The following is a 26,148-nucleotide window of genomic DNA, read 5'->3' on the forward strand; positions in this document are numbered from 1 at the left end:
TAATACTCTTCGAAAATCTCTTCAAACCACGTCAGCGTCGCCTTACCGTAGATATGGTTACTGACTTCGTCAGTTCTATCCACAACCTCAAAACAGTGTTTTGAGCTGACTTCGTCAGTTTTATCTACAACCTCAAAACTGTGCTTTGAGCAGCCTGCGGCTAGCTTCCTAGTTTGCTCTTTGATTTTCATTGAGTATAAGACACAAGGGATTCATTTTCGAGTTTGAGAAGGAGTCTGTGTACCAATGAGGCTTCTTCTTTTCTTGCTTTTTTGATAACTATCAAAAAAGTAGAAGATTAAGAGAAATATAGAAAGAGATTTCATGAAACAATTTTTAGAACGGGCCAGCATTTTGGCTCTCTCCCTCGTTTTGATTACCTCCTTTTCCATTTCGAGTGCCCTACCAGCCATGTTTGACTATTATCAGGGTTATTCTAAGGAACAAATTGAGCTCTTGGTGAGCTTGCCTTCCTTTGGAATCATGATGATGTTACTGCTAAATGGTTTCTTAGAAAAAATATTTCCTGAGCGCTTACAGATTAGTTTGGGCTTGCTGATTTTATCATTGAGCGGTACAGCTCCCTTCTGGTACCAAGCCTATCCCTTTGTCTTTGGGACACGGCTTCTTTTTGGTTTAGGTGTTGGGATGATCAATGCCAAGGCCATTTCTATTATCAGTGAACGCTATCAAGGAAAAAGGCGAATTCAGATGTTAGGGCTACGCGCTTCTGCAGAGGTCGTTGGAGCTTCTCTCATTACCTTGGCCGTCGGTCAGTTGTTGGCCTTTGGTTGGACAGCTATCTTTCTAGCCTATAGTGCTGGATTTTTGGTGCTGCCCCTTTATCTGCTCTTTGTCCCTTATGGAAAATCAAAGAAAGAAGTCAAGAAAAGAGCGAAGGAAGCAAGTCGTTTAACTCGAGAAATGAAAGGCTTGATTTTTACCCTAGCTATCGAAGCGGCAGCTGTAGTTTGTACCAATACAGCTATTACCATCCGTATTCCAAGTTTGATGGTGGAAAGAGGATTGGGGGATGCCCAGTTATCTAGTTTTGTTCTTAGTCTCATGCAGTTAATCGGGATTGTGGCTGGAGTGAGTTTTTCTTTCTTGATTTCTATCTTTAAAGAGAAACTGCTCCTCTGGTCTGGTATTACATTTGGCTTGGGGCAAATCGTGATTGCCTTGTCTCCATCCTTGTGGGTGGTAGTAGCAGGAAGTGTTCTGGCTGGATTTGCCTATAGTGTAGTCTTGACGACGGTCTTTCAACTTGTCTCTGAACGAATTCCAGCTAAACTCCTCAATCAAGCAACTTCATTTGCAGTTTTAGGCTGTAGTTTCGGAGCTTTTACGACCCCATTCATTCTAGGTGCAATAGGGTTACTAACGCACAATGGGATGCTGGTCTTTGCCATCTTAGGAGGTTGGTTGATTGTAACCTCTATCTTTGTCATGTACCTATTTCAAAAGAGAGCTTAGGATTGGTTTCCTAAGTTTTTCTTTTGATACTCAATGAAAATCAAAGAGCAAACTATAGTTGATTGAGTTTGGAATAGTACGCTGTAGCTGCTAAAACATTTCTAGAAATTAATTTGACTTTCCTAATAGAGTTGTTCATATCTTATTTCAATCTACTATAGAAAGCTAGCCGCAGGTTGCTCAAAATAGTGTGTTGAGGTTGCAGATGGAAACTGACGTGGTTTGAAGAGATTTTCGAAGAGTATGAGATTTTTATACCCATACAATATTTGTTTTAGGTACTTGTTTACAGACTAATTTCTTGATAAAATAGAGGTTATGACGAGATATAAAGCAACTATTTCCTATGATGGTTATGCCTTTGCTGGCTTTCAGCGCCAGCCTCATGCGCGTAGCGTTCAGGAAGAAATTGAAAAAACCTTGACCAGATTAAATAAGGGGCAAGCCATTACTGTTCACGGTGCTGGTAGGACAGATAGTGGGGTTCATGCCCTGGGACAGGTCATTCATTTTGACCTGCCTTATCAGATGGATGAGGAGAAACTCCGTTTTGCCTTGGATACCCAGTCTCCTGAAGATATTGATGTGATTTCGATTGAGCTTGTGGCAGATGATTTTCATTGCCGTTATGCCAAGCATAGCAAGACCTATGAGTTTATTGTGGATAGAGGACGTCCCAAAAATCCCATGCGCCGTCACTATGCCACCCACTTTCCCTACCCACTCGATGTGGAACGAATGCAGATTGCAATCAAAAAGCTAGAGGGAACCCATGATTTTACCGGTTTTACAGCCTCTGGGACTAGTGTAGAGGATAAGGTTCGCACCATCACAGATGCTAGTTTAATAGTCGATGAGACAGGACAATTTTTGACCTTTACCTTTTCAGGAAATGGGTTCTTGTATAAACAGATTCGCAATATGGTGGGGACTCTTCTCAAAATCGGTAACAACCGCATGCCAGTAGAGCAGATTGATCTCATCTTGGAGAAGAAGGACAGGCAACTTGCAGGTCCCACTGCAGCACCAAATGGTTTGTATTTAAAGGAGATTCGTTATGAAGAATAATCGTATTTTAGCACTTTCTGGAAATGATATTTTTAGTGGTGGTGGCCTGTCAGCTGATTTGGCTACCTATACTTTGAACGGCTTGCATGGCTTTGTAGCAGTGACTTGTTTGACAGCCTTGACAGAAAAAGGATTTGAAGTCTTTCCAACTGACGATACCATTTTTCAACATGAATTGGATAGCTTGCGTGATGTGGAGTTTGGGGGAATTAAGATTGGTCTTCTCCCTACTGTCAGTGTGGCTGAGAAGGCATTGGACTTTATCAAGAAACGCCCAGGAGTGCCTGTGGTATTGGACCCTGTCTTGGTCTGCAAGGAAACGCACGACGTAGCAGTTAGTGAACTTTGCCAAGAGTTGATTCGCTTTTTCCCTTATGTCAGTGTGATTACGCCTAACCTCCCAGAAGCAGAATTATTAGCTGGTCAAGAAATCAAAACCTTGGAAGACATGAAAACTGCAGCGCAGAAATTGCATGATTTAGGAGCGCCAGCAGTCATTATTAAGGGAGGCAATCGCCTTAGTCAGGACAAGGCTGTGGATGTCTTTTATGATGGACAAAACTTTACAGTTCTAGAAAATCCTGTCATTCAAGGGCAAAATGCTGGTGCAGGTTGTACCTTTGCTTCCAGCATTGCCAGTCATCTAGTCAAAGGTGATGAACTTTTACCAGCAGTAGAAAGCTCAAAGGCTTTCGTTTACCGTGCCATTGCACAGGCAGATCAGTATGGAGTAAGACAATATGAAGCAAACCAAAACAACTAAAATCGCCCTTGTATCCCTCTTAACCGCCCTTTCTGTGGTTCTAGGCTATTTCTTAAAAATTCCAACACCGACAGGTATTCTAACTCTTTTAGATGCGGGTGTTTTCTTTGCGGCCTTTTACTTTGGTAGTCGTGAAGGAGCTGTAGTCGGAGGACTAGCAGGTTTCTTGATTGACCTCTTATCAGGCTATCCTCAGTGGATGTTCTTTAGCTTGGTCAACCATGGCTTGCAGGGATTTTTCGCAGGATTTAAAGGAAAAACTCAGTGGTTAGGCCTTATCTTAGCAACGATTGCCATGGTAGGGGGTTACGCCTTGGGTTCTACATTGATGAATGGCTGGGCAGCAGCCCTACCAGAAATTTTACCAAATTTCATGCAAAATATGGTAGGGATGATTGTAGGATTTATTCTTAGTCAAAGTATCAAGAAGATTAAGTAAAGAGGCTGAGTCAAAAGTCTTTCAAATAAGAAAAACGCATAGTATCAGGTTTGAAAAGCTTGATACTATGCGTTTTATTGTGGGAAGATTTTCCTCATTTTCTAGTGAAATTGAACTTTTTCTAACATCTTTTTATAGATTACTTCTTAATCAATTATCATTTCCATTGTTGTTTCTTGGGGTTTCATCCCTTGTCTTTGATAAAAGCGGAGAGCACCCTCGTTATCATTCCAGACACTTAGGGTTAGATTATGGCAGCCAATTTCTTTAGCATAATTGAGAGCGAATTGATAGAGTTGATCACCAATTTTTTGACCACGAGCATTTTGATCTACACATAAATCTTTGATAAAAAGGGTTTTGATTTCTTGGAGAACAGGATTATCTGTTTTATCTTTTATGGTACAAAATAGGTGTCCGAGAACTTGTCCCTTCTCATCTTCAAAAACAAAAATAGGGGTATGTTCTTGAGAGAGAATATTTTGCAACTCAGAGGAACTATATTTAGTCCCAGTTTGCTTAAAAATATCTGGTCGAGCTTGGTGGTGAAGCGTAAGGATTTGTTGTAATAAATCGAGTAATTTAGGAATATCTTCTTGTTTAGCTTTTCGAATAGTCATGAAGGTTCTTTTTATTGGCTTAGTCTATAAGAAAAGCTTTAGGAGCAATCATTTTTCTTTATGAAGAGTTCTTAAAATAATTAACTGTGTTGACATAATCCAAAGAATGAGAATACTCATGTCCAATAGAGAAACATTTCCGTAGTCGTAAAGGCTGGCTCGCAGAAGATTTGAGGAAGGGATGAAAGGGAGGGCACGGTAAAGATGGTTTACCCACTCAGGTAGTCGATCTGCAGGATACATGAGTGGTGAGAACATGAGTCCAATCATAAGAATTAGCTGCGACATAAGGGTTACTGTATTTGGAGAAAAGGTGTAGGCTATAGCAAATCCCAGACTAATCATAGTAAGACAAATCAGAAGCACAATAAAAACACCAAGAAAAGATGGATGGAGACGAACAGAAAAACGGACATACCCAAGTAGAATAGAAATAAAAACTCCCGGCAAAATGGCAATTAACCACATCCACAAGTCAGCGAGAGAAATGAATATCCTAGGGATGGGTAAGGCACGAATATAATCAAAATGCCCTTCCAACTTATCATTTGCTATAACAGGGGAGGAAATTGTACAACCCATGGAGATAATTCCAATTAAAACAGAACCAGACGAAAGATAGTAGGCAGTAGTCGAATCGATATCGCCAATAACTAGAGGGTAGCCAAAAAGAAGAGAAATGGATAAGAGGAGCTGTGCTAGTGTAAAAAGGATGAAAAGCTCTTTTTGGCGCAAGTAGTTCCAATGAAGTAAGTAAAAAAATTGAGTCATATTAGTTGGTTAGCTCCTCTCTATAAAGGTCAGAAATAGTCAATGTTTTTTGATGAAGAGAGAGATTGGAAATTGTTTTTTGACCAAGTTCTTCTGTCAGTTGTGCTATCAATGGAGCTAGACTTCTTTCCTCAATCTCTAATTGACAACTAACACCATTGATAATTGTATAATCTTCTATTTTGTCTAATATACTTTTAGTCTTAAAATCAAAGCTTATCTGATACAGTTTGTCATGGATGATTTGCTTAACCTTTCCTGATTTGAGCAATCTACCATTATTAAAGAGGGCGTAATTATCTGCATATTTTTCAACCTCCAGAAGATTATGAGTAACGATAATAATGGTATGCCCCTTGCTAGCTAACTTTTGCAATAATTGCCATTGCTTTTCACGACGAATGGGGTCAACATCATTTGTTGGTTCGTCAAGAAGAATGATGTCTGAGCTACCGATTAGTGTCATAGCGAAGGAAGTTAGTCTTTTGAGACCGCCCGAAAGATCCTTACCTTTTTTGTAACGATAGTCTTCAATTTCTAAATCAGTGAGAAGCTGGCTGATTGTTTTTTCTAGTTCTTGGGAACTCAATCCTCGCATTTTTCCAAGTATTTCTAAATTTTGTTCTACGGTTAATTTGTCGAGTGGGGCATATTGTTGAGACATATAACTAATTAAGGTGCGTGCTTGTTTACGATTGTATATAAAAGAAATATCACCATACAAAATATCTCCTTGGTCAGGTTTAGTAAAACCAATCATTTGATTCAATAGAGTAGATTTTCCAGCTCCATTGTGTCCCAAAAAAGCCGTGATTTTTGCTGGTGATATTTCTAAGGAAATATGATTATTGGCTAAGTGCTGACCATCAAAAGATTTAGTCAAATTATCAATTACGAGTTTTGCAGTTGTCATAACTTTAATTCTCCGTACTTAGAAAAAATTTCCCAATCGTCTTCTTTACCTGTGCCGCATGTTGGACATTCATCAAGATAGCGTCCCCAAGAATCGTGTGTGAATGAGGCTCCGTTTTCATAATTGATTTCGTATTGATGGTTAAGGCTAATTGGTTCCGTATATTGAGTTAATAATCGGATAGTTTCATCAACAATGGCAGAAGTCAGTTGAAATATTGCTGGACCATAGGCTATTGTAGGGATTGTTTTTGTAATCGTACGAACACCGTGGAATTGTTCAAGGAATAGAGTGTCAATTTTTGTATAATAAATATTTAAACAATCAAAACAGCCTGTTTGGTAAGGGATAACTGAATAGACACGACCACGACTAACTTGACTGGCGCCAAATATACAGGGAATATTTTTTGTAACGATTGCTTTATTTACGATACGTTGAATATCATATTGAGGTTCATCAATCACACATATCGTAATATCAACATCATCAAGTAAAGGAATCAAGTCACTTACAGAGGTGATACGTATATTATGGGTTTCTACTTCAATATCGGAATTCATTTTTGTAACTTCTCTATGGGCAATTTGAACTTTAGATAAGCCAATATCATCTTCCTTGTATAGAAATTGTCTTCCTAGATTACTTTGCTCAACAATGTCAAAATCCACTATTTTTATCTTTTTAGGTCCCAAGCCTGCTAGTAATGTCAGTATGTTAGAACCCCCACCACCAAGACCTAGTAAAAGGATAGTAGACTGATGAATTTTTTTCTGTGTTGCAATACTATCTTGGAAGCTATTTAAATAGCGACTGAAATAATATATATTTGAATGATAACGTTCTTTAATATCCTGAATTTCGCCCGCTTCTTCGAGAACCCCCTCATTATCTAAGAGTTCAAGAGCGCCTGTGATGTCTTCTTCAGTTAAATCATCATATTTTGTTAGCATGATATTGAGAATATCTTGAAAAGGACGTCCGTCCAAAATATTGACTAAATTCCACATTTTATTATTATCATCCTTAATTTCTGTGGTTATACCAATTTGTAGCCCAATCCTAAATAAATTTTTATGAAGTTTATAAACAGGATATATTTCTTTTATTCTTGGATGATAGAATTTCATTTTAACCTCACTATTTTATTAAAAAAGGAAGACGAGGTGATTATAAATCATATATCCTCGTCTTGCAACTCCTAGTTCCTATTACAAATGGAAATAAGTAGAAAGAAAATGGTGAACCTATCTACTCAATTCCAACAGTAGGAATAAATAGAAAAGAACTCCTCTAAAAACTCAATTTTAAAATGCTAATTTTTCAACCTTTTCTGGTTACTAAACATAGAAAACCGGTAGTTTTTAGAGGTGCCCAAAATTTAGAAAACACCCCAGCTAATATCAGTTTTAGCAATAACTTTACGCACTTGAATATTTTTCATTTTTGTAACTCCTTTCATATTTGATAAGAATATTGTATAATAAATTAACGATTTTTTTATCAGCATGTCATAATTGACGTATTTGACGTTATAATTGGCAAAATCATGCTTGTAGTGAGGAATTTGATGTTAAAAATTGCGATTTGTGATGATTCTAATAGGGATGGTAGTCAGCTAGAAAACTTACTCTTATCTTATAAGGACATCAAAATAGAAACGAGTGTTTATACGAATCCCCAAAAACTATTAGAACAATTGACAGAGAAGTACAGTTGTGTTTTTTTGGATATCGAGATGCCACAGATAACAGGAATTGATATGGCACAAAAAATCCGTAAGGTAAACCCTTTTATCCCGATTATCTTTGTTACCAGTTATCGAGATTATATGGAGCAGGTTTTTGAAGTGCAGACTTTTGATTATTTACTTAAACCAGTGACTTCTAAAAAATTATATAAAACTCTGGATAGAGTGGTACGTTTTTTGAATTTAGGGCAAGCTGTATTTACGTTTACTTTTGGAAAGCAGCATTATTCACTGCCTTTAGATGACATTGTATTTTTTGAAAAGGATAAGCGTGCTGTCTTTATTTACACTAAAGATCAGACTTACAAAGCTTTGCTTAAAACGAAAGATATTTTAGAGAAATTACCTGATTACTTTATTCAAATTCATTCTTCCTATATTATCAATCCTAGATATGTGACAGAGTTTGATTCGCAAATAGTCACAATTTTAAATGGAATGGATGAAAATCACCTTCCAATTAGCCGAAAATTTCAAACGTCTTTTAGAGAAAAGTATTATTATTATCTGAGTGAGAGGAATTTTTAATGTTAGTCAGTTTGCGGATTGTGAGTATTCTGTTTGATTTATTTTTGGGAATTATTTTCTTTTATAGACCTCTGTCCCAAAAAGAAAAGTCTAGGAGAATTTGTATCTTTACTTCTCTCCTTTTATTTTTCCATGCCTTGTTGACGATATTATTTTCAGGAGCTAATCTTTTCTTAGTAGGGAATCTTATTCTCAGTATCGCAGAGTATTATTTTTTAGGTCTTTATTTTGGATATGCTGTTCAAGAATCTTCGTTTTGGATTTTTTGTCAGATGAGTCTAACTTTACTAGCTGGTACTATACTCAATCAAGCAGTGCAACTATTTTCCCCTTTATCAGTCATTTCAGAAAATCTAATAGCCATGCTTTTTTATCTCGCTGTAGCTTTTCTTTTATCATTGCTAGTGACCCTGGTTCTTCGACAACTTTTTCGTGCACATCAAAAGTTAGTTTATACTGTTTCTAAAGGGACTTGGTTATACCAGTTTATTGTACCATTTTTGTCCATTTGTTTTGCTTTTACAGTATCAGCGATTCAAGGGCAAGTGTTTGAGAAGGATTATCTTTCTTTTGTTTCTGTATTAGCCCTCATTGTGTTAACGTTCTCTTCTCTCTATTTCACCCTATATCTTTCTCAGCAACAACAGAGGTATTATCAAAGCATACTAGAGACGGAACAGATGACCTTTCAACTGAGAGAAATGAAACAATCTAAAAAAGATTATAGGAGGATTCAAAGGATTCAACACGATTTGAAAAATCAACATTTAATCCTCCTTGCACTTTTAAAAGAAGATCCTGAACAAGCGAAGTCTTATCTCCAAAGCATGACAAATAGTATAGAGAACCAAACTGTCTGTTACTCCAAGAATACAACAATTAACTTTTTACTCAATCAAAAATTACAGGATAAGGTAGAGGACATACAATTGGAAATTGATTGTTTTGTACCTCAACGATTAGAAATCAATCCAGATATTTTAGCGGTTTTACTTGGTAATTTGTTGGACAATAGTCTTGAAGCCTGTATGCGCTTGAGTAATAAAGAAGATAGGGTCTTGATCTTAGGAATACGATATTTTCAGAAGAAACTCTTTATTGCTATCGAGAATTCATTTGATGAGAATGAATTGGTAATACGAAAGGAACGTCAGACAGAGGGATGGGGGCTTAAAAATATTGAGAGACTTGTAACCAATCATAGGGGAACAATGAAGAATTTCATTCAGAATGGACGTCATAAAACAGAAGTGATTCTTCTTGTCTAACTAGGGTTTGTTGCTATCTTAATCAAAATAAAGCAAGTCTTTGCTGGTACTTGTAAAGAGGTCAAAGCCATCCTTGGTAACAACACCGCAGTCTTCAATACGAACACCGACTTTACCAGGGATATAGATACCTGGTTCAACAGAGAAGCACATGCCTTCTTCGATGACCATGTCGTTTCCTTCCATGATAGATGGGAATTCATGGACATCCATACCGATACCATGCCCGAGACGGTGGTTGAAGTACTCACCATAACCAGCTTTTTCGATGACCTCACGGGCAGCGCGGTCCACTTCATGAGCAGTCACACCTGGCTTGATAAAGTCAAGAGCAGCTTGTTGGGCTTCAAGAGTCAAGTTGTAAATATCTTTCTTGAATTGGTCTGGTTTGCCGACAGCGACTGTACGAGTCATATCTGACGCATAGCCATTGACCAGAACACCAAGGTCAAAGAGGAGAAGAGCATCATTTTCAACCTTATTAGCTGCTGGAATGCCGTGTGGATTCGCAGCATTATCACCAGTCAAGACCATGGTATCAAAGCTCATTTCATAGCCTTCACGTTTCATGGCAAAGTCAATTTGTGCGATGATATCTGTCTCAGTCTTATCAAGAGAAATATTGTCAAAACCAACATGAACAGCCTTGTCAGCATAAAGACCTGCAACCATCATTTTTTGTACTTCATCAGCTGATTTGATGAGGCGCATGCGTTGGATACGAGGAGTGAGGTTTTCAAACTCAGCAGTTTCAAAAACTGTTTTCAAACCATGGTATTTGGTCAAGATGAGATTGTCAAACTCAACAGCGACACGTTTGAAGTCAAGTTGTGGAAGAGCATGTTTGATTTTTTGCCATGGATTTTCAGAATCGACATAGCCCACTACTGGGAAGGAAACGGTGCTACTTGCACGTTCTACTTCAAGAGCTGGGACAAAGAGGAGAGGTTCCTGATCTGCTAGGACAAAGAGGAACATTTGGCGTTCATGGGGATCACTGTAAAAACCAGTGAGGTAATTGATTGTGACGGGGTCAGATACGACAGCGACGTCTAGTTTTTCTGATTCAAGATATGTTAGGATTTGTTGTAATTTAGACATATGCTACCTTCTTTCTACCCCTCTATTTTGGCAAAAAATGAGAGAAAATGCAAGGGAGAAGGGTAAAAGAAAAGACAAAAAAACTCCGACAAGATAACGGAGTTCTTTGATATAGTTTCACTTTGTTTAAGAAAAGTCAGCCTTGCTTTTGACATCACTGTATTCTTCAGCGATTTCTTGGCTGAGAATATCTTCATAGGCAGGGAGTTGGATGTCCTGACCATATTTCTTCTTGAGGGCTGTAGTGACTAGGCGATAAGCCAGATTGGCATTACGAGAGAGGATAGGCCCGTGGAAGTAGGAACCAAAGACATTCTTATAATGAACCCCTTCGCCGACCTTTTCTTCGTTGTTTCCATTTCCATAGACAACCTGTCCCAGTGGTTTTTGGTCATCAGAGAGGAAGGTACGTCCCTGGTGATTTTCAAATCCATAGTAGGTTTCATTGAAATCTTCATTGTGAATCTTGATGTCCCCGATAAAACGGTTATTGGTCTGGTTGAGAGTGTAGTGGCCCATGACCCCTAGTCCTTCGATGCGTTTGCCTGAAGCTTCAACATAATATTGACCCAATAGTTGAAAACCACCGCAGATAGCCAGAACCACACCGTCGTTTTTGATGTAGTTGTCAATGCTCTCTTTTTTAGCAGGTAGGTCGTCTGCAATGATACTTTGTTCAAAGTCTTGACCGCCTCCGAAAAAGGCGATGTTGTAGTGATTTTCATCAAAATCATCATGGAGAGAAACGATGTCAACGGTCACATGGGCTCCCAGTTTTTCAGCAACATACTTGAGCATGAGGATGTTTCCATTGTCCCCGTAGGTATTCATGAGATTTCCGTAGAGGTGGGCAATGTTGAGCTGATAGGGGTAATTGCCATCTTTTGAGGAAAGTGAAGTATAAACCATTAGTTCATCTCCTTTCTAACAATCTGACGACTAGCCAGCAGTTCACGAAATTCCAGCATGGCAGTATAAGTTGCCAGAATATAGGCATGCTTGCAGTCTTGATTCTCAATGGTCTTGAGAACTTGCTCCAGATTACTCGTTTCAGTGATTTTCTCAGCTGGATAGCCAGTCACTCGGAGGCGACGAGCGATTTCAGAATGACGAACACCGCCAGCGTTGATTTCAGGAATGTCCATGTCAGTGATTTGCTCAAAGTCTGCATCCCAGATCCAGCTAGTGTCAATTCCATCTGCATAGTTGGCATTAAGGAGGACAGATAGGCTAAATGGATAAGGTGCTAGTTTGATCATTTCGATAGCTTGGGTTGCACCGACTGGATTTTTAATCAAGACAAGGGTACATTCCTTGTCACCGATATGAAAGGTTTCTTGGCGTCCAAAGACAGCACGGCTCTTGTCAAATCCCTGTTTGATGAGTTGGGAATCTGCGCCGAGGAAACGGGCGATGGCCACAGCAGCTAGGGCGTTATAGATATTATAGAGCCCGCCGATTTGGATACCGTATTCTTGGCCATCTATGACAAAGCGAGAGTGATTGTTGGTCAACTCAACTAGTTCTGTCAAGCGATAGTCGAGATTAGGACGTTTACATCCACAACCTTCACAGATATAGGCACCCAAGTTTGCATAAGTATTATGCTCATATTTGAGGATGCCTTGGCAGTTAGGGCAGATAATCCCTTCTGTATTGTAGTGAGCCAGTTGGGCTGGCCCTTTCTCCAAGTCAAAACCAAAATACTGTATAGGATTTGGGAAAGATGGTTTGTAGAAAAGTGGGCTGTCTCCGTTAAGGAGAACAGTAGCAGTTGGAACTTTCCGAATGGCATCCAATATCATGTTATAGGTAGTATAGATTTCACCGAAACGGTCCATCTGATCACGGAAGATATTAGTAATGACAAAAAGACTAGGCTGGATATAGTCACAGATACGAGATAGACTGGCTTCGTCAATTTCGAGGACGGCAATATTTTTCCCAGTTTTTGAAGATTTGGCTGTTAGGAAGGTTGTTGCAATTCCTGTAATCATGTTGGCACCGCTTGGGTTGGTTAGAACTTGACCATAAACCTCTTTTAAAATGCCGACAGTGAGGGCAGTTGTCAGGGTTTTTCCATTTGTTCCAGTGACCACGACAATCTCGTAGTTCTTAGCTAGGTTTTGTAAAATATCTTTATCAAATTGAAGGGCGACTTTCCCTGGGAGCGTACTTCCACGTCCAAGACGGCTTAAAACGAAGTGGGAAGAACACCCAGCAAGAAGGCCCAAAGTAGTTTTTAATTTCATGTTTCTATTATATCACAAAAGAGGGAAAAGACAGATTTGATACTCAATGAAAATCAAAGAGCAAACTAGGAAGCTAGCCGCAGGCTGTACTTGAGTACGGCAAGGTGAAGCTGACGTGGTTTGAATTTGATTTTCGAAGAGTATGAGATTTCGCAGAAATGAAAACAGCCCTCAGAGGGCTGTCAGTTAAGATGTGATCTCAACTTAAATCGCAAACAAGTCATTCAAGTTCTCAGCCAAAGTTGGGTGAGTGAAGATTTGTTTTGTGAAGTAAGTGTAAGGAATCTTGTTGTCCATAGCAACAGTGATGATGTTGATGATTTCTTGAGAACCTTCTGAGAAGATGCTTGCTCCAAGAATTTCTTTGGTTTCAGTATTAACAACAGCTTTGAAAGCTCCGCGAAGGTTTCCATTTACGTGACCACGAGGCATGGCTGCAACAGGAATTTCCTTAACAGCGTATGGAAGTTTCAAATCTGCTGCTTGGCTTTCAGTCAAACCAACTTGTGAAAGTGCAGGTGTGATGAACATAGTATTTGGCACATTGAGACGGTCTTCAAGTGTGTAGCTGCCATCTCCAGCAAGGTAGCTGTAAACAACACGGAAGTCATCAAGTGAAATGTAAGTAAATTGAAGGCCACCGTTGACATCTCCAACTGCAAAGACACCAGGAACGTTTGTTTGACAGTGTTTGTCTACTTTAATAGCGCCACGTTCAGTTAGTTCAATATCTGTATTTTCAAGTTGAAGTGGTTCTACATTTGGTTTGCGTCCAGTTGCGTAGAGAAGGGCATCGAAACGGTAAGTTTCGTTTTCAGTTACGACAAGCACTTGGTCACCGTCGTTTTTGATTTCAGTAGTATGGATATTTTGAAGCAATTCAATGCCATCTTCTTCCATGTATTGTTTAGCAAGAGCTGCGATGGAAGGTTCTGCACGAGGTAGGAAAATATCCAAGGCATCTAGGACTGTAACCTTGCTTCCAAGTTTGTTGTAAAGACCAGCAAATTCAAGACCGATATTTCCACCACCAAGGACTCCAAGTTTCTCAGGCAATTTGTCCAAGTTTTGGATACCTGTTGAGTCAAAGACGTTTTTGCTTGTAGCAAGTCCAGGGATAGGCAAGACGTTTGAAACAGCACCAGTGTTGATGACGATTGTTTCAGCAGTCAGTTCTTTCTTTTCATCACCAGCTTGGATTTCGATGACTTTATTGGAAAGGAAGTGAGCTTCCGCATCAAAGATATCCACGCCTGTACCAGCAACAGTCGCATAGTTTTTACTATTGAGGCGACCAGTGATCGTGTTTTTAGTAGCAATGACTTCTTCAAAAGATAAGTCCTTCTCAGCAGCAACTAGCAAAGTCTTAGTTGGGATACAACCGATGTTAATACAAGTTCCACCGTACATAGCTTTGCTACGTTCAATGAGGGCAACTTTTTTGCCAGCTGAAGCCAATTTACCAGCTAGTGTTTTACCAGCTTTACCAAATCCGATAACGATTAAATCATAAGTTAACATTTAGAGTTCCTCCTATTCGCATTTCATTCTAGCACAAGAAAAAAACTTTTGCACAATTCTGCTACGGAAAAGACAGAAAAAGATAAAAACGCTTTCCAGACAAAAAACTAGTAATTTTTTGACAAGCTTGATAAACTAAAATCCTATCTATTTTTATATAAGATAGAATAAATGTTCGAAAATAGGAGGTTTTATGAAATCGAATCGTTATATTATTGCCTTTGCTGGGGTCATTTTACACTTAATGCTGGGTTCTACTTATGCTTGGAGTGTTTATCGCAACCCTATTATTGAAAAAACGGGATGGGATCAGGCTTCTGTTGCCTTTGCCTTTAGTCTAGCAATCTTTTGTTTGGGCTTATCGGCTGCATTTATGGGGCGTTTGGTAGAAAAATTTGGTCCGAGAGTCATGGGGAGTCTATCTGCTTTTCTATACGCAGGTGGAAATATCTTAACAGGATTTGCAATAGACCGTCAGGAGCTGTGGTTGCTGTATCTCGCTTATGGCATTTTAGGTGGGCTTGGTTTGGGAGCAGGCTATATTACCCCTGTGTCAACAATTATAAAATGGTTTCCTGATAAACGTGGTCTCGCAACAGGTTTAGCGATTATGGGGTTTGGTTTTGCTTCTTTATTGACTAGTCCTATAGCGCAACATCTCATCGCGGGGGTAGGGCTTGTAGAAACTTTTTATATTTTAGGTGCAAGTTACTTTATTATCATGCTCCTAGCTTCACAATTCATTAAGCGTCCAAATGAGCAAGAGCTTGCAATTTTATCTGCTTCAGGGAAAGAAAAAATAGCCTCTTTGACGCAAGGAATGGCTGCAAATCAGGCTCTGAAAAGCAATCGGTTTTATATACTTTGGATTATTTTCTTTATCAACATAGCTTGTGGTTTAGGCTTAATTTCAGCGGCATCGCCAATGGCACAGGAAATGGCTGGCTTGTCTACAAGTCATGCAGCAGTAATGGTGGGCGTTTTAGGGATTTTCAATGGATTTGGTCGCTTGCTCTGGGCGAGTTTGTCTGACTATATCGGTCGCCCTCTAACCTTTAGTATATTACTGCTTGTCAATCTTTTCTTTTCTCTTTCACTTTGGCTCTTTACAGATTCCGTTTTATTTGTAGTCGCTATGTCTATTTTGATGACTTGCTATGGAGCTGGTTTTTCTTTGATTCCAGCTTATCTCAGTGATATTTTTGGAACCAAGGAATTGGCTGCTCTGCATGGTTATATTTTAACAGCTTGGGCAATGGCTGGTTTAGCAGGACCTATTTTATTAGCAGAGACTTATAAAATGGCTCATTCTTACACACAAACCTTGTTCGTTTTTATCATTTTATATAGTATCGCCTTGGCTTTGTCTTATTATCTAGGTCGTTCCATCAAAAAGGAAAGCTAAAAACCGCTTACATGATTTTCTGTAGAAATGGGGCTATCTTTTGCTTCTCTCTTGTGTTATACTAGATAGGTTGCAAAGAAAACAGTACTTTTCTTTTGTGGAAAAGAAGCAACACGATTTTGTATCCAGTATATGAAAATACGTCATAAAAAGAAAAGTATAAACTAAGCCCTATAGGGTGGCTTCGCACCACCTTTAGAAAGAAGAATAACGTGAAATTTAATGAATTAAACTTGTCTGCTGATTTGCTAGCAGAGATTGAAAAAGCTGGTTTTGTAGAAGCCAGTCCGATCCAAGAACAAACCATTCCCTTGGCCCTTGAAGGCAAGGACGTTATCGGTCAAGCTCAGACTGGTACAGGAAAAACTGCAGCCTTTGGCTTGCCTACCCTTGAAAAAATCCGTACAGAAGAAGGGACTATCCAAGCCTTGGTCATCGCTCCAACTCGTGAACTAGCTGTCCAAAGTCAAGAGGAACTCTTCCGCTTTGGTCGTAGTAAGGGAGTCAAGGTTCGCTCAGTATATGGTGGATCAAGCATCGAAAAACAAATTAAGGCTCTTAAATCTGGTGCCCATATCGTGGTGGGAACTCCAGGTCGCCTTTTGGACTTGATTAAACGCAAGGCCTTGAAATTACAAGATATTGAAACTCTTATCCTTGACGAAGCGGATGAAATGCTCAACATGGGCTTCCTTGAAGACATTGAAGCTATCATCTCCCGTGTCCCTGAAAACCGTCAAACTCTACTCTTCTCAGCAACTATGCCAGATGCTATCAAACGTATCGGTGTTCAGTTTATGAAAGAACCTGAGCATGTGAAGATTGCTGCTAAGGAATTGACAACAGAATTGGTTGACCAATACTATATCCGAGTTAAAGAACAAGAAAAATTTGACACCATGACTCGTCTCATGGATGTGGAGCAACCTGAGCTTGCTATCGTATTTGGTCGTACAAAACGCCGTGTAGATGAATTGACTCGTGGTTTGAAAATCCGTGGCTTCCGTGCAGAAGGAATTCATGGTGATTTGGACCAAAACAAACGTCTTCGTGTCCTTCGTGACTTTAAAAATGGCAATCTTGATGTTCTGGTTGCGACAGACGTTGCAGCGCGTGGTTTGGATATTTCAGGTGTGACCCATGTCTACAACTACGATATTCCACAAGATCCTGAAAGTTATGTTCACCGTATCGGTCGTACAGGTCGTGCTGGTAAGTCAGGTCAGTCTATTACTTTTGTTGCTCCAAACGAAATGGGTTACCTGCAAATCATTGAAAACTTGACCAAGAAACGCATGAAAGGTCTCAAACCTGCAAGTGCAGAAGAAGCATTTCAAGCTAAAAAACACGTAGCTCTTAAGAAAATCGAACGTGATTTTGCAGATGAGACTATCCGTGCCAACTTTGAGAAATTTGGTAAGGATGCTCGTAAGCTAGCTGCCGAATTTACTCCAGAAGAATTGGCAATGTATATCTTGAGTCTGACTGTTCAAGATCCAGATAGTCTTCCTGAAGTAGAAATTGCACGTGAAAAACCACTGCCATTTAAACCATCAGGTAATGGCTTCAGTGGTAAAGCTAAGGGAGGTCGTGGAGGCCGTCGTGGAGATGACCGTCGAGACCGTGATCGCCGTGGCAATGATCGTTTTGATAAGGAAAAACGTTATCGTAAGGATAATAAAAAACCACGCACTACTTCAAGCGAAAAGCAAACAGGCTTTGTGATTCGTAACAAGGGCGATAAATAAGAAAAAGCGGTTCAAAATGAATCGCTTTTTTTTATATAAGGAGACCGAATGTGAAAAGATAATACTCAATAAAAATCAAAGAGCAAACTAGGAAACTAGCCGCAGGCTGTACTTGAGTACGGCAAGGCGACGTTGATGCGGTTTGAAGAGATTTTCGAAGAGTATAAATAAAATCATTATATTATATTTTATAACGTCATAATATACAAAAAATAGGCAAATTGTCAATAGAAAAGGAACAACTTAATTAAAAATATTCTGGTTTTTAAAAATTGCAATTAAATAAGCAATTTTCAGATAATAATTGAAAATTCAAGCTGTTTATGTTATAATGATAGCGATTAAATTCGAGGTGAAAAATGGCACATTTATTAGAAAAAACTAGAAAAATTACTTCTATCCTGAAGCGCTCAGACGAGCAGTTGCAGGAAGAGCTTCCCTACAATGCGATTACCCGTCAATTGGCAGATATTATTGACTGTAACGCCTGTATCGTTAATAGCAAGGGACGTCTCCTTGGCTATTTTATGCGTTACAAAACCAATACAGATCGTGTAGAGCAATTCTTTCAAACTAAAATTTTCCCGGATGACTACATTCAAGGTGCGAACATGATTTACGATACAGAAGCCAATCTGACAGTTGATCATGATTTAAGTATTTTTCCTGTGGAAAGTCGGAACGACTTTCCAGATGGTTTGACGACTATTGCACCGATTCATGTATCGGGGATTCGCCTTGGTTCTTTAATTATTTGGCGCAATGACAAAGAATTTGATGACGAGGACTTGATTCTTGTTGAGATTGCCAGTACCGTTGTTGGAATTCAGCTTCTCAACTTCCAGCGTGAAGAAGATGAGAAAAATATCCGTCGCCGTACTGCTGTTATCATGGCGGTTAATACCCTTTCTTACTCTGAACTCCGTGCTGTTTCAGCCATTTTAGGAGAGTTAAATGGAAATGAAGGGCAGTTGACTGCGTCAGTGATTGCAGATCGTATCGGAATCACTCGTTCTGTGATTGTCAATGCCCTGCGTAAACTTGAATCTGCGGGGATTATTGAAAGTCGCTCACTTGGAATGAAGGGAACCTACCTAAAGGTCTTGATTTCAGATATTTTTGAAGAAGTGAAGAAAAGAGATTACTAATGACTAAGGCTTTAATTTCGATTGATTATACAGAAGATTTTGTTGCAGATAGTGGAAAATTGACAGCAGGCGCTCCAGCCCAGGCTATTTCGGATGCCATTAGCAAGGTGACTAGACTAGCTTTTGAACGTGGAGACTACGTCTTTTTTACCATTGATGCGCACGAGGAAAATGATTGTTTCCATCCAGAAAGTAAACTATTCCCTCCTCATAATCTGATTGGGACTAGTGGACGCAATTTATACGGAGATTTGGGGATCTTTTATCAAGAGCGTGGTTCAGACAGTCGTGTCTTTTGGATGGATAAACGCCATTACTCAGCTTTTTCAGGGACTGACCTAGATATTCGTTTGAGAGAGCGTAGAGTGTCTACCGTTATCTTAACAGGTGTCTTGACGGATATCTGTGTCCTACATACAGCTATAGATGCCTATAATCTAGGATATGACATCGAGATTGTTAAACCAGCTGTTGCTTCCATTTGGCCTGAAAATCATCAATTTTCCCTAGGTCATTTCAAAAATACACTCGGAGCTAAGTTAGTAGATGAAAATCTAAATGAACTTTCTGAGTAATCTGGTTGGCGAAAATGAAAAAATTTGAAAAAAAGTGTTGACAAGCATCCCAAAAGTTGATATACTAGTAAAGTAATCGACGCGGGGATGGCGGAATTGGCAGACGCGCAGGACTAAGGATCCTGTGACCGCTTTAGGTCGTGAGGGTTCAAGTCCCTCTCTCCGCATAGGAAAAGAGTTAGCTAAAGCTAGCTCTTTTGTATTTCTCTAAAAAATTAGCATCCAGTCAAATGTAGTGGAGAATCATCGAAAATATGAGAAAACTGATCCTTGTTTCTGCTTTTGTCATAGAAGAATAATCAAGATTATCTTCTTCAAATTCTCCGATATTCTCTAAAGTTTTGTGCAAGTTGCACAGAACTTGTTTATTTTTTTGGTCATCTTGCCATAGAAATATAAAGCGTTTTCATATATAATATAATTATCAAAAGACAAAAGGAGTTCACCTCATGGTAGAATTGAATCTTAAAAATATTTACAAAAAATATCCAAACAGCGAACACTACTCAGTTGAAGATTTCAACTTGAACATCAAAGATAAAGAATTTATCGTTTTCGTAGGACCTTCAGGATGTGGTAAATCAACTACACTCCGTATGATTGCTGGTCTTGAAGACATCACAGAAGGTACTGCATCTATCGATGGCGTGGTTGTCAACGATGTAGCTCCAAAAGACCGCGACATCGCCATGGTATTCCAAAACTACGCTCTTTACCCACACATGACTGTTTATGACAACATGGCTTTCGGTTTGAAATTGCGTAAATACAGCAAAGAAGACATCGACAAACGTGTGCAAGAAGCAGCTGAAATTCTTGGATTGAAAGAATTTTTGGAACGTAAACCAGCTGACCTTTCAGGTGGTCAACGTCAACGTGTTGCCATGGGTCGTGCCATCGTCCGTGATGCAAAAGTATTCTTGATGGACGAACCTTTGTCAAACTTGGATGCTAAACTTCGTGTATCAATGCGTGCTGAAATTGCGAAAATCCACCGTCGTATCGGAGCTACAACTATCTACGTAACTCACGACCAAACAGAAGCGATGACACTTGCAGACCGTATCGTTATCATGTCAGCAACTAAGAACCCTGCTGGTACAGGTACTATCGGACGTGTTGAGCAAATCGGTACTCCTCAAGAAGTTTACAAAAACCCAGTTAACAAATTCGTTGCAGGATTCATCGGAAGCCCAGCAATGAACTTCATCAATGTGAAATTAGTTGGTAGCGAAATTATTTCTGATGGTTTCCGTTTGAAAGTTCCAGAAGGAGCATTGAAAGTTCTTCGCGAAAAAGGCTACGAAGGTAAAGAGTTGATTTTCGGTATCCGTCCAGAAGATGTGAATGCAGAACCTGCTTTCCTTGAAACATTCCCAGACTGTGTTGTAAAAGCGACTATCTCTGTATCAGAACTGCTTGGTTCAGAATCTCACCTATACTGCCAAGTTGGTAAAGACGAATTTGTTGCTAAAGTTGATGCTCGTGATTACTTGCAAACAGGTGCAACAGTTGAACTTGGATTTGACTTGAACAAAGCACACTTCTTCGATGTAGAAACTGAAAAAACAGTCTATTAAAATAAATAAAATTCAAAGCACTACAAGAAAAGATATCTCTTTATCGATTGTAGTGGAGAGATATCAGTTAATCTAGGGAGAGAAACAAAATGCTTCTCTCCTTTTTGCTAGGGAAGTCATAATATGTATCTATCTTGTGACGTGCCTTGAATAAAAATGGTCGTCTTATTTGACTTATAGGGTGACTAGCAAATGAAATATTGTTTTCCCTTTCTTCTTTACTGGAAAATATGCTATAATAGAGAGTAAAAACTTTGAAAGAAAGAAAAATATGAATTTAAAAGATTACATTGCAACAATTGAAAATTATCCAAAAGAAGGTATCACCTTCCGTGATATTAGTCCTTTGATGGCTGATGGAAATGCTTATAGCTACGCTGTTCGTGAAATTGTTCAGTATGCTACTGACAAGAAAATTGACATGGTTGTAGGGCCTGAGGCTCGTGGATTTATTGTGGGCTGTCCAGTTGCCTTTGAGTTGGGAATTGGTTTTGCACCTGTTCGTAAACCAGGTAAATTGCCACGTGAAGTCATTTCTGCTGACTATGAAAAAGAGTACGGTGTTGATACCTTGACTATGCATGCGGATGCCATCAAGCCAGGTCAACGTGTTCTTATCGTGGATGACCTCTTGGCAACAGGTGGAACTGTTAAGGCAACCATCGAGATGATTGAAAAGCTTGGCGGTGTTGTAGCAGGTTGTGCCTTCCTTGTTGAATTGGATGAATTGAACGGCCGTGAAAAAATCGGTGACTACGATTACAAAGTTTTGATGCATTATTAATGAAAAACAGTCCCTAGGGCTGTTTTCTCTACATTAGGATATAAAAATAGACTATAGCTAGTTAGAGAAAAACTATAATTGAAAACTATATCTTCTTGCAGTATAATAAAAGGACTAGGTGTTTGAGATTTAGTTTCATACTCAATGAAAATCAAAGAGCAAACTAGCCGTAAGCTGCTCAAAGTACAGCTTNNCGAAGTCAGTAACATATACGTACGGCAAGGCAACGTTGACGCGGTTTGAAGAGATTTTCGAAGAGTTTCAAACATATGCAATTATTTCTGAAAGAGTACAGTTAGGAGAGGGTTATGCCGATTCGAATTGATAGAAAATTACCAGCTGTTGAGATTTTACGGACAGAGAATATCTTTGTCATGGATGATCAACGTGCGGCCCAACAAGATATCCGTCCTTTGAAGATTTTAATTTTAAATCTCATGCCACAGAAAATGGTCACAGAAACCCAGTTGTTGCGCCATTTGGCTAATACGCCCCTGCAATTGGATATTGATTTTCTCTATATGGAGAGCCATCGTTCTAAAACAACTCGTTCAGAGTACATGGAGACCTTTTATAAAACCTTTCCTGAAGTCAAGGATGAGTATTTTGATGGGATGATTATCACGGGTGCTCCAGTTGAGCATTTACCATTTGAGGAAGTGGACTATTGGGAGGAATTTAGCCAGGTGCTTGAGTGGTCCAAGACCCATGTCTATTCGACCCTTTATATCTGTTGGGGGGCTCAGGCTGGTCTTTATCTGCGTTATGGAGTGGAAAAATACCAGATGGACAGTAAGTTATCGGGTATTTATCCTCAGGACACTTTAAAAGAAGGGCACCTTCTTTTAAGAGGCTTTGACGATAGCTATGTTTCCCCTCATTCTCGGCACACGGAGATTTCTAAGGAAGAGGTCTTAAACAAAACCAATCTCGAGATTTTATCAGAGGGTTCTCAGGTTGGGGTTTCGATTTTGGCTAGTCGTGATTTGCGTGAAATTTATAGTTTTGGGCATTTGGAATATGACCGTGATACCTTGGCAAAAGAGTATTTCCGAGATTGTGATGCAGGTTTAGATCCTCATATTCCAGAAAATTACTTTAAGGATGATGATGTCAATCAGACGCCTTGTCTTTGTTGGTCTTCATCGGCAGCCCTCTTTTTCAGTAACTGGGTAAATTATGCAGTCTATCAGGAAACCCCTTTTGACTGGAGAAAAATAGAAGATGATGCATCTGCATTTGGGTATTTATAAGAGGAATTATGACATATTTAGACGCTTTTAAATCAGGGAACTTGGTTTTACCGAGTGCCCTGCTCTTGCATTTTAAGGAACTCTTTCCTTCTAGCGACGATTTTCTGGTTTGGCAATTTTTCTATTTGCAAAATACGACAGGCTTAGAAGAAATGTCGCCAAGCCAGATTGCTGAAAGGATTGGCAAGGAAATTTCGGATGTCAACCAGTCCATTTCCAATCTGACGGAGAGGGGACTTCTCCAGTATCGTACTATCGAATTAAATGGCGAAATCGAATTGCTTTTTGATGCTAGTTTGGCTTTGGAACGTTTGGATGACTTGCTTGGAGCTATTGCTTCGAGTTCAGACCAGTTGATACCTCAAAATCATCTTAAGGATTTGGTGGAAACCTTCCAGCAGGAGTTGGGACGCTTGTTGACGCCTTTTGAGATTGAGGATTTGATGAAGACACTAAAGGAAGATGGAACCAGTGCTGACTTGATTAAGGAAGCTCTTCGTGAAGCTGTTTTGAATGGAAAACCAAACTGGAAGTACATCCAGGCGATTTTGAGAAACTGGCGACATGAAGGTATCAAAAGTGTGGCTCAAATCGAGGCTAAGCGGGCAGAAAGAGAAGCAAGCAATCCTCAGTTGACACAGGTATCGGCAGATTTCAGAAATGCTATGGATCTCTGGAAGGATTAATCCATGTCAGCAGGCTTGAAATCCGAGTAAGATTTGCAAGCTGTGTCTAATTGTGATAAAATAAATAGAAAATAAATTGAAAAAAGAGGTATGTGAAATGTCACGTAAACCATTTATCGCTGGTAACTGGAAAATGAACAAAAATCCAGAAGAAGCTAAAGCATTCGTTGAAGCAGTTGCGTCAAAACTTCCTTCATCAGATCTTGTTGAAGCAGGTATCGCTGCTCCAGCTCTTGATTTGACAACTGTTCTTGCTGCTGCTAAAGGTTCAAACCTTAAAGTTGCTGCTCAAAACTGCTACTTTGAAAATGCAGGTGCTTTCACTGGTGAAACTAGCCCACAAGTTTTGAAAGAAATCGGTACTGACTACGTTGTTATCGGTCACTCAGAACGCCGTGACTACTTCCATGAAACTGACGAAGATATCAACAAAAAAGCAAAAGCAATCTTTGCAAACGGTATGCTTCCAATCATCTGTTGTGGTGAGTCACTTGAAACTTACGAAGCTGGTAAAGCTGCTGAGTTTGTAGGTGCGCAAGTATCTGCTGCATTGGCTGGATTGACTGCTGAACAAGTTGCTACATCAGTTATCGCTTATGAGCCAATCTGGGCTATCGGTACTGGTAAATCAGCTTCACAAGACGACGCACAAAAAATGTGTAAAGTTGTTCGTGACGTTGTAGCTGCTGACTTTGGTCAAGAAGTTGCAGACAAAGTTCGTGTTCAATACGGTGGTTCTGTTAAACCTGAGAACGTTGCTTCATACATGGCTTGTCCAGACGTTGACGGTGCCCTTGTAGGTGGTGCGTCACTTGAAGCTGAAAGCTTCTTGGCTTTGCTTGACTTTGTAAAATAATCAGTAAGTAGCAAAAGCTAGGTGGAACAGCATTCGGATGTCTTTTCCATTTTTATAGGAGAGGAAAGATTGAAAACAAAAATTGTATGTATAGGGCTAGCAAGTCTTTGCTTACTTGGCGCAAGAGTTTCAGGAATTGCAGCAGATGAAACAAGTGGAAGCACAGTTTCAGAAAAATCTAATCTATCAACAGGGACTTCATCAACTAGTAGTAATGAACAGAGAAACAGTGTCTCTGCCCACTGGGATGGGGATTATTATGTAAAGGCTGATGGTTCTAAAGCTCAAAGTGAATGGATTTTTGATAATAACTACAAAGCTTGGTTTTATCTCAAATCAGACGGTCGTTATGCTCAAAATGAGTGGCAGGGCAATTACTACCTGAAATCAGGTGGCTATATGGCTCAAAACGAGTGGCTTTATGATAATAATTACAAGAGTTGGTTTTATCTCAAGTCAGATGGGGCTTATGCTCATCAAGAATGGCAATTGATTGGAAATAAGTGGTACTACTTCAAGAAGTGGGGTTACATGGCTAAAAGCCAATGGCAAGGAAGTTATTTCTTGAACGGTCAAGGTGCCATGATGCAAAATGAATGGCTTTATGATCCAGCCTATTCTGCTTATTTTTATCTCAAATCCGATGGAACTTATGCTAACCAAGAGTGGCAAAAAGTGGGCGGCAAATGGTACTATTTCAAGAAGTGGGGCTATATGGCTCGGAATGAGTGGCAAGGCAACTACTATTTGACTGGAAGTGGTGCCATGGCGACTGATGAAGTGATTATGGATGGCGCTCGCTATATCTTTGCGGCCTCTGGTGAGCTCAAAGAAAAGAAAGATTTGAATGTCGGTTGGGTTCACAGAGATGGTAAACGCTATTTCTTTAATAATAGAGAAGAACAAGTTGGAACCGAACATGCTAAGAAAGTTATTGATATTAGTGAGCACAATGGCCGTATCAATGATTGGAAAAAGGTTATTGATGAAAATGAAGTAGATGGTGTCATTGTTCGTCTAGGTTATAGCGGTAAAGAAGACAAGGAATTGGCGCATAACATTAAGGAGTTAAACCGTCTGGGAATACCTTATGGCGTCTATCTCTATACCTATGCTGAAAATGAGACTGATGCTGAGAATGATGCTGAACAGACCATTGAACTTCTGAAGAAATACAATATGAACTTGTCTTACCCTATCTACTATGATGTTGAGAACTGGGAGTATGTGAATAAAAGTAAGCGTGCTCCGAATGATACAGGTACTTGGGTTAAGATTATCAACAAGTACATGGAGACGATGAAGCAGGCGGGTTATCAAAATGTGTATGTCTATAGCTATCGTAGTTTATTACAGACGCGTTTAAAACACCCAGATATTTTAAAACATGTAAACTGGGTAGCGGCCTATAACAATGCTTTAGAATGGGAAAAACCTCATTATTCAGGAGAAAAAGGTTGGCAATATACCTCTTCTGAATACATGAAAGGAATCCAAGGGCGCGTAGATGTCAGCGTTTGGTATTAAGCTCTGATTAGAAAGAGGGATGTGATAGTAGCACCCTCTTTTTCTTTGTTTTATGATAGTTTATCCTCGAGTAAATTCAAGAACTTGCTCGGAAATGAATCTTATACTCAATGAAA

24 protein-coding genes, 1 tRNA gene and 1 pseudogene are annotated in these 26,148 nt (G+C 39.4%); 17 read left to right on the forward strand and 9 right to left on the reverse strand.

The window, feature by feature from the left end; all coding sequences use genetic code 11:
• Positions 1–191, reverse strand: a pseudogene (locus HT719_RS11480) (hypothetical protein); the annotation flags it as partial.
• A gap of 133 nt (positions 192–324) precedes the next feature.
• Between HT719_RS11480 and HT719_RS02600 the strand changes: the two are divergent.
• The 4 genes from HT719_RS02600 to HT719_RS02615 all read left to right on the forward strand — a co-directional run bounded on the left by HT719_RS02600 (position 325) and on the right by HT719_RS02615 (position 3,746).
• Positions 325–1,476, forward strand: a complete 1,152-nt coding sequence (locus HT719_RS02600) for an MFS transporter (RefSeq protein ID WP_054392605.1) — start codon at positions 325–327, stop codon at positions 1,474–1,476.
• 318 nt (positions 1,477–1,794) lie between these two features.
• A complete protein-coding gene (gene truA, locus HT719_RS02605; RefSeq protein WP_172928142.1) occupies positions 1,795–2,544 on the forward strand; it encodes a tRNA pseudouridine(38-40) synthase TruA in 750 nt (249 codons plus the stop codon).
• Positions 2,534–3,307, forward strand: a complete 774-nt coding sequence (locus HT719_RS02610) for a bifunctional hydroxymethylpyrimidine kinase/phosphomethylpyrimidine kinase (protein ID WP_000794765.1) — start codon at positions 2,534–2,536, stop codon at positions 3,305–3,307. The genes truA and HT719_RS02610 overlap by 11 nt, the downstream gene beginning before the upstream one ends.
• Complete coding sequence (locus HT719_RS02615) at positions 3,285–3,746, forward strand: ECF transporter S component (RefSeq protein ID WP_000814970.1); 462 nt, start codon at positions 3,285–3,287, stop codon at positions 3,744–3,746. The genes HT719_RS02610 and HT719_RS02615 overlap by 23 nt, the downstream gene beginning before the upstream one ends.
• Positions 3,747–3,892: 146 nt before the next feature.
• On the opposite strand, the gene HT719_RS02620 is transcribed toward HT719_RS02615, so the two are convergent.
• The 4 genes from HT719_RS02620 to HT719_RS02635 are packed head-to-tail and all read right to left on the reverse strand — an operon-like array spanning position 3,893 to position 7,180.
• Positions 3,893–4,366 carry a GNAT family N-acetyltransferase gene (locus HT719_RS02620; RefSeq protein ID WP_000155488.1) on the reverse strand — a complete coding sequence of 158 codons (474 nt, stop codon included), beginning with the start codon at positions 4,364–4,366 and terminating at the stop codon, positions 3,893–3,895.
• A gap of 48 nt (positions 4,367–4,414) precedes the next feature.
• The gene (locus HT719_RS02625; RefSeq protein ID WP_172928144.1) at positions 4,415–5,137 is read right to left on the reverse strand and encodes an ABC transporter permease; all 723 of its coding nucleotides are present in this window, start codon (positions 5,135–5,137) and stop codon (positions 4,415–4,417) included.
• A 1-nt stretch (position 5,138) separates the two neighbouring features.
• Positions 5,139–6,050, reverse strand: a complete 912-nt coding sequence (locus HT719_RS02630; protein ID WP_000205301.1) for an ABC transporter ATP-binding protein — start codon at positions 6,048–6,050, stop codon at positions 5,139–5,141.
• A complete protein-coding gene (locus HT719_RS02635; RefSeq protein WP_023936973.1) occupies positions 6,047–7,180 on the reverse strand; it encodes a ThiF family adenylyltransferase in 1,134 nt (377 codons plus the stop codon). The genes HT719_RS02630 and HT719_RS02635 overlap by 4 nt, the downstream gene beginning before the upstream one ends.
• A 440-nt stretch (positions 7,181–7,620) precedes the next feature.
• Between HT719_RS02635 and HT719_RS02640 the strand changes: the two genes are divergently transcribed.
• Together HT719_RS02640 and HT719_RS02645 are read left to right on the forward strand one after the other, a co-directional pair.
• Positions 7,621–8,328, forward strand: a complete 708-nt coding sequence (locus HT719_RS02640) for a LytTR family DNA-binding domain-containing protein (protein WP_050242000.1) — start codon at positions 7,621–7,623, stop codon at positions 8,326–8,328.
• The gene (locus tag HT719_RS02645; RefSeq protein ID WP_000961370.1) at positions 8,328–9,596 is read left to right on the forward strand and encodes a GHKL domain-containing protein; all 1,269 of its coding nucleotides are present in this window, start codon (positions 8,328–8,330) and stop codon (positions 9,594–9,596) included. The genes HT719_RS02640 and HT719_RS02645 overlap by 1 nt, the downstream gene beginning before the upstream one ends.
• An 18-nt stretch (positions 9,597–9,614) precedes the next feature.
• Here HT719_RS02645 and HT719_RS02650 read toward each other — a convergent pair whose 3' ends face one another.
• The 4 genes from HT719_RS02650 to HT719_RS02665 all read right to left on the reverse strand — a co-directional run bounded on the left by HT719_RS02650 (position 9,615) and on the right by HT719_RS02665 (position 14,470).
• The gene (locus tag HT719_RS02650; protein WP_000040911.1) at positions 9,615–10,697 is read right to left on the reverse strand and encodes a Xaa-Pro peptidase family protein; all 1,083 of its coding nucleotides are present in this window, start codon (positions 10,695–10,697) and stop codon (positions 9,615–9,617) included.
• 126 nt (positions 10,698–10,823) lie between these two features.
• Positions 10,824–11,606: a lipid II isoglutaminyl synthase subunit GatD gene (gene gatD, locus HT719_RS02655; RefSeq protein ID WP_000263200.1), complete on the reverse strand. Its 783-nt coding sequence runs from the start codon at positions 11,604–11,606 to the stop codon at positions 10,824–10,826.
• Positions 11,606–12,949: a lipid II isoglutaminyl synthase subunit MurT gene (gene murT, locus HT719_RS02660; RefSeq protein WP_172928146.1), complete on the reverse strand. Its 1,344-nt coding sequence runs from the start codon at positions 12,947–12,949 to the stop codon at positions 11,606–11,608. Before murT ends, gatD begins: the two co-directional genes overlap by 1 nt.
• A 204-nt stretch (positions 12,950–13,153) precedes the next feature.
• Positions 13,154–14,470 carry an FAD-containing oxidoreductase gene (locus HT719_RS02665; RefSeq protein ID WP_054392600.1) on the reverse strand — a complete coding sequence of 439 codons (1,317 nt, stop codon included), beginning with the start codon at positions 14,468–14,470 and terminating at the stop codon, positions 13,154–13,156.
• Between the two features lie 193 nt (positions 14,471–14,663).
• On the opposite strand from HT719_RS02665, the gene HT719_RS02670 reads away from it, so the two are divergent.
• The 11 genes from HT719_RS02670 (at position 14,664) to lytC (ending at position 26,032) form a co-directional block, all read left to right on the forward strand.
• A complete protein-coding gene (locus HT719_RS02670) occupies positions 14,664–15,875 on the forward strand; it encodes an OFA family MFS transporter (protein ID WP_054392598.1) in 1,212 nt (403 codons plus the stop codon).
• Between the two features lie 212 nt (positions 15,876–16,087).
• Complete coding sequence (locus HT719_RS02675; RefSeq protein WP_138704988.1) at positions 16,088–17,623, forward strand: DEAD/DEAH box helicase; 1,536 nt, start codon at positions 16,088–16,090, stop codon at positions 17,621–17,623.
• Positions 17,624–17,982: 359 nt separating this feature from the next.
• Positions 17,983–18,771: a GTP-sensing pleiotropic transcriptional regulator CodY gene (gene codY / locus HT719_RS02680; protein WP_172928148.1), complete on the forward strand. Its 789-nt coding sequence runs from the start codon at positions 17,983–17,985 to the stop codon at positions 18,769–18,771.
• A complete protein-coding gene (locus HT719_RS02685) occupies positions 18,771–19,346 on the forward strand; it encodes an isochorismatase family cysteine hydrolase (protein ID WP_172928150.1) in 576 nt (191 codons plus the stop codon). Before codY ends, HT719_RS02685 begins: the two co-directional genes overlap by 1 nt.
• 81 nt (positions 19,347–19,427) lie before the next feature.
• Positions 19,428–19,513: transfer RNA gene (locus tag HT719_RS02690), tRNA-Leu, on the forward strand.
• Positions 19,514–19,795: 282 nt separating this feature from the next.
• Positions 19,796–20,926: a sn-glycerol-3-phosphate ABC transporter ATP-binding protein UgpC gene (ugpC, locus tag HT719_RS02695; protein WP_000229957.1), complete on the forward strand. Its 1,131-nt coding sequence runs from the start codon at positions 19,796–19,798 to the stop codon at positions 20,924–20,926.
• 271 nt (positions 20,927–21,197) lie between these two features.
• A complete protein-coding gene (locus HT719_RS02700; RefSeq protein ID WP_001049320.1) occupies positions 21,198–21,710 on the forward strand; it encodes an adenine phosphoribosyltransferase in 513 nt (170 codons plus the stop codon).
• A gap of 308 nt (positions 21,711–22,018) precedes the next feature.
• On the forward strand, positions 22,019–22,963 hold the full coding sequence (gene metA / locus HT719_RS02705; protein ID WP_172928152.1) for a homoserine O-succinyltransferase: 945 nt from the start codon (positions 22,019–22,021) through the stop codon (positions 22,961–22,963).
• Positions 22,964–22,971: 8 nt separating this feature from the next.
• Positions 22,972–23,649 carry a DnaD domain-containing protein gene (locus tag HT719_RS02710; protein WP_000221595.1) on the forward strand — a complete coding sequence of 226 codons (678 nt, stop codon included), beginning with the start codon at positions 22,972–22,974 and terminating at the stop codon, positions 23,647–23,649.
• Between the two features lie 97 nt (positions 23,650–23,746).
• On the forward strand, positions 23,747–24,505 hold the full coding sequence (gene tpiA / locus HT719_RS02715; RefSeq protein ID WP_023940278.1) for a triose-phosphate isomerase: 759 nt from the start codon (positions 23,747–23,749) through the stop codon (positions 24,503–24,505).
• Between the two features lie 21 nt (positions 24,506–24,526).
• On the forward strand, positions 24,527–26,032 hold the full coding sequence (gene lytC, locus HT719_RS02720; protein ID WP_172928154.1) for a choline binding-anchored murein hydrolase LytC: 1,506 nt from the start codon (positions 24,527–24,529) through the stop codon (positions 26,030–26,032).
• Positions 26,033–26,148: the final 116 nt, after the last annotated feature.

The organism is Streptococcus sp. k-378 (genome assembly GCF_013277505.1).
GTDB lineage: Bacteria > Bacillota > Bacilli > Lactobacillales > Streptococcaceae > Streptococcus > Streptococcus pseudopneumoniae.

Excerpts from the sequence above, each read along its gene's own strand:
- tpiA (WP_023940278.1), top strand. The coding sequence starts at position 23,747 with ATGTCACGTAAACCATTTATCGCTGGTAACTGGAAAATGAACAAAAAT.
- truA (WP_172928142.1), top strand. The coding sequence starts at position 1,795 with ATGACGAGATATAAAGCAACTATTTCCTATGATGGTTATGCCTTTGCT.
- HT719_RS02670 (WP_054392598.1), top strand. The coding sequence starts at position 14,664 with ATGAAATCGAATCGTTATATTATTGCCTTTGCTGGGGTCATTTTACAC.
- murT (WP_172928146.1), bottom strand. The coding sequence starts at position 12,949 with ATGAAATTAAAAACTACTTTGGGCCTTCTTGCTGGGTGTTCTTCCCAC.
- HT719_RS02700 (WP_001049320.1), top strand. The coding sequence starts at position 21,198 with ATGAATTTAAAAGATTACATTGCAACAATTGAAAATTATCCAAAAGAA.
- ugpC (WP_000229957.1), top strand. The coding sequence starts at position 19,796 with ATGGTAGAATTGAATCTTAAAAATATTTACAAAAAATATCCAAACAGC.
- metA (WP_172928152.1), top strand. The coding sequence starts at position 22,019 with ATGCCGATTCGAATTGATAGAAAATTACCAGCTGTTGAGATTTTACGG.
- HT719_RS02600 (WP_054392605.1), top strand. The coding sequence starts at position 325 with ATGAAACAATTTTTAGAACGGGCCAGCATTTTGGCTCTCTCCCTCGTT.
- HT719_RS02650 (WP_000040911.1), bottom strand. The coding sequence starts at position 10,697 with ATGTCTAAATTACAACAAATCCTAACATATCTTGAATCAGAAAAACTA.
- HT719_RS02635 (WP_023936973.1), bottom strand. The coding sequence starts at position 7,180 with ATGAAATTCTATCATCCAAGAATAAAAGAAATATATCCTGTTTATAAA.
- HT719_RS02610 (WP_000794765.1), top strand. The coding sequence starts at position 2,534 with ATGAAGAATAATCGTATTTTAGCACTTTCTGGAAATGATATTTTTAGT.
- HT719_RS02640 (WP_050242000.1), top strand. The coding sequence starts at position 7,621 with ATGTTAAAAATTGCGATTTGTGATGATTCTAATAGGGATGGTAGTCAG.
- codY (WP_172928148.1), top strand. The coding sequence starts at position 17,983 with ATGGCACATTTATTAGAAAAAACTAGAAAAATTACTTCTATCCTGAAG.
- gatD (WP_000263200.1), bottom strand. The coding sequence starts at position 11,606 with ATGGTTTATACTTCACTTTCCTCAAAAGATGGCAATTACCCCTATCAG.
- HT719_RS02710 (WP_000221595.1), top strand. The coding sequence starts at position 22,972 with ATGACATATTTAGACGCTTTTAAATCAGGGAACTTGGTTTTACCGAGT.
- HT719_RS02630 (WP_000205301.1), bottom strand. The coding sequence starts at position 6,050 with ATGACAACTGCAAAACTCGTAATTGATAATTTGACTAAATCTTTTGAT.
- HT719_RS02620 (WP_000155488.1), bottom strand. The coding sequence starts at position 4,366 with ATGACTATTCGAAAAGCTAAACAAGAAGATATTCCTAAATTACTCGAT.
- HT719_RS02615 (WP_000814970.1), top strand. The coding sequence starts at position 3,285 with ATGAAGCAAACCAAAACAACTAAAATCGCCCTTGTATCCCTCTTAACC.
- HT719_RS02685 (WP_172928150.1), top strand. The coding sequence starts at position 18,771 with ATGACTAAGGCTTTAATTTCGATTGATTATACAGAAGATTTTGTTGCA.
- HT719_RS02625 (WP_172928144.1), bottom strand. The coding sequence starts at position 5,137 with ATGACTCAATTTTTTTACTTACTTCATTGGAACTACTTGCGCCAAAAA.
- HT719_RS02665 (WP_054392600.1), bottom strand. The coding sequence starts at position 14,470 with ATGTTAACTTATGATTTAATCGTTATCGGATTTGGTAAAGCTGGTAAA.
- HT719_RS02645 (WP_000961370.1), top strand. The coding sequence starts at position 8,328 with ATGTTAGTCAGTTTGCGGATTGTGAGTATTCTGTTTGATTTATTTTTG.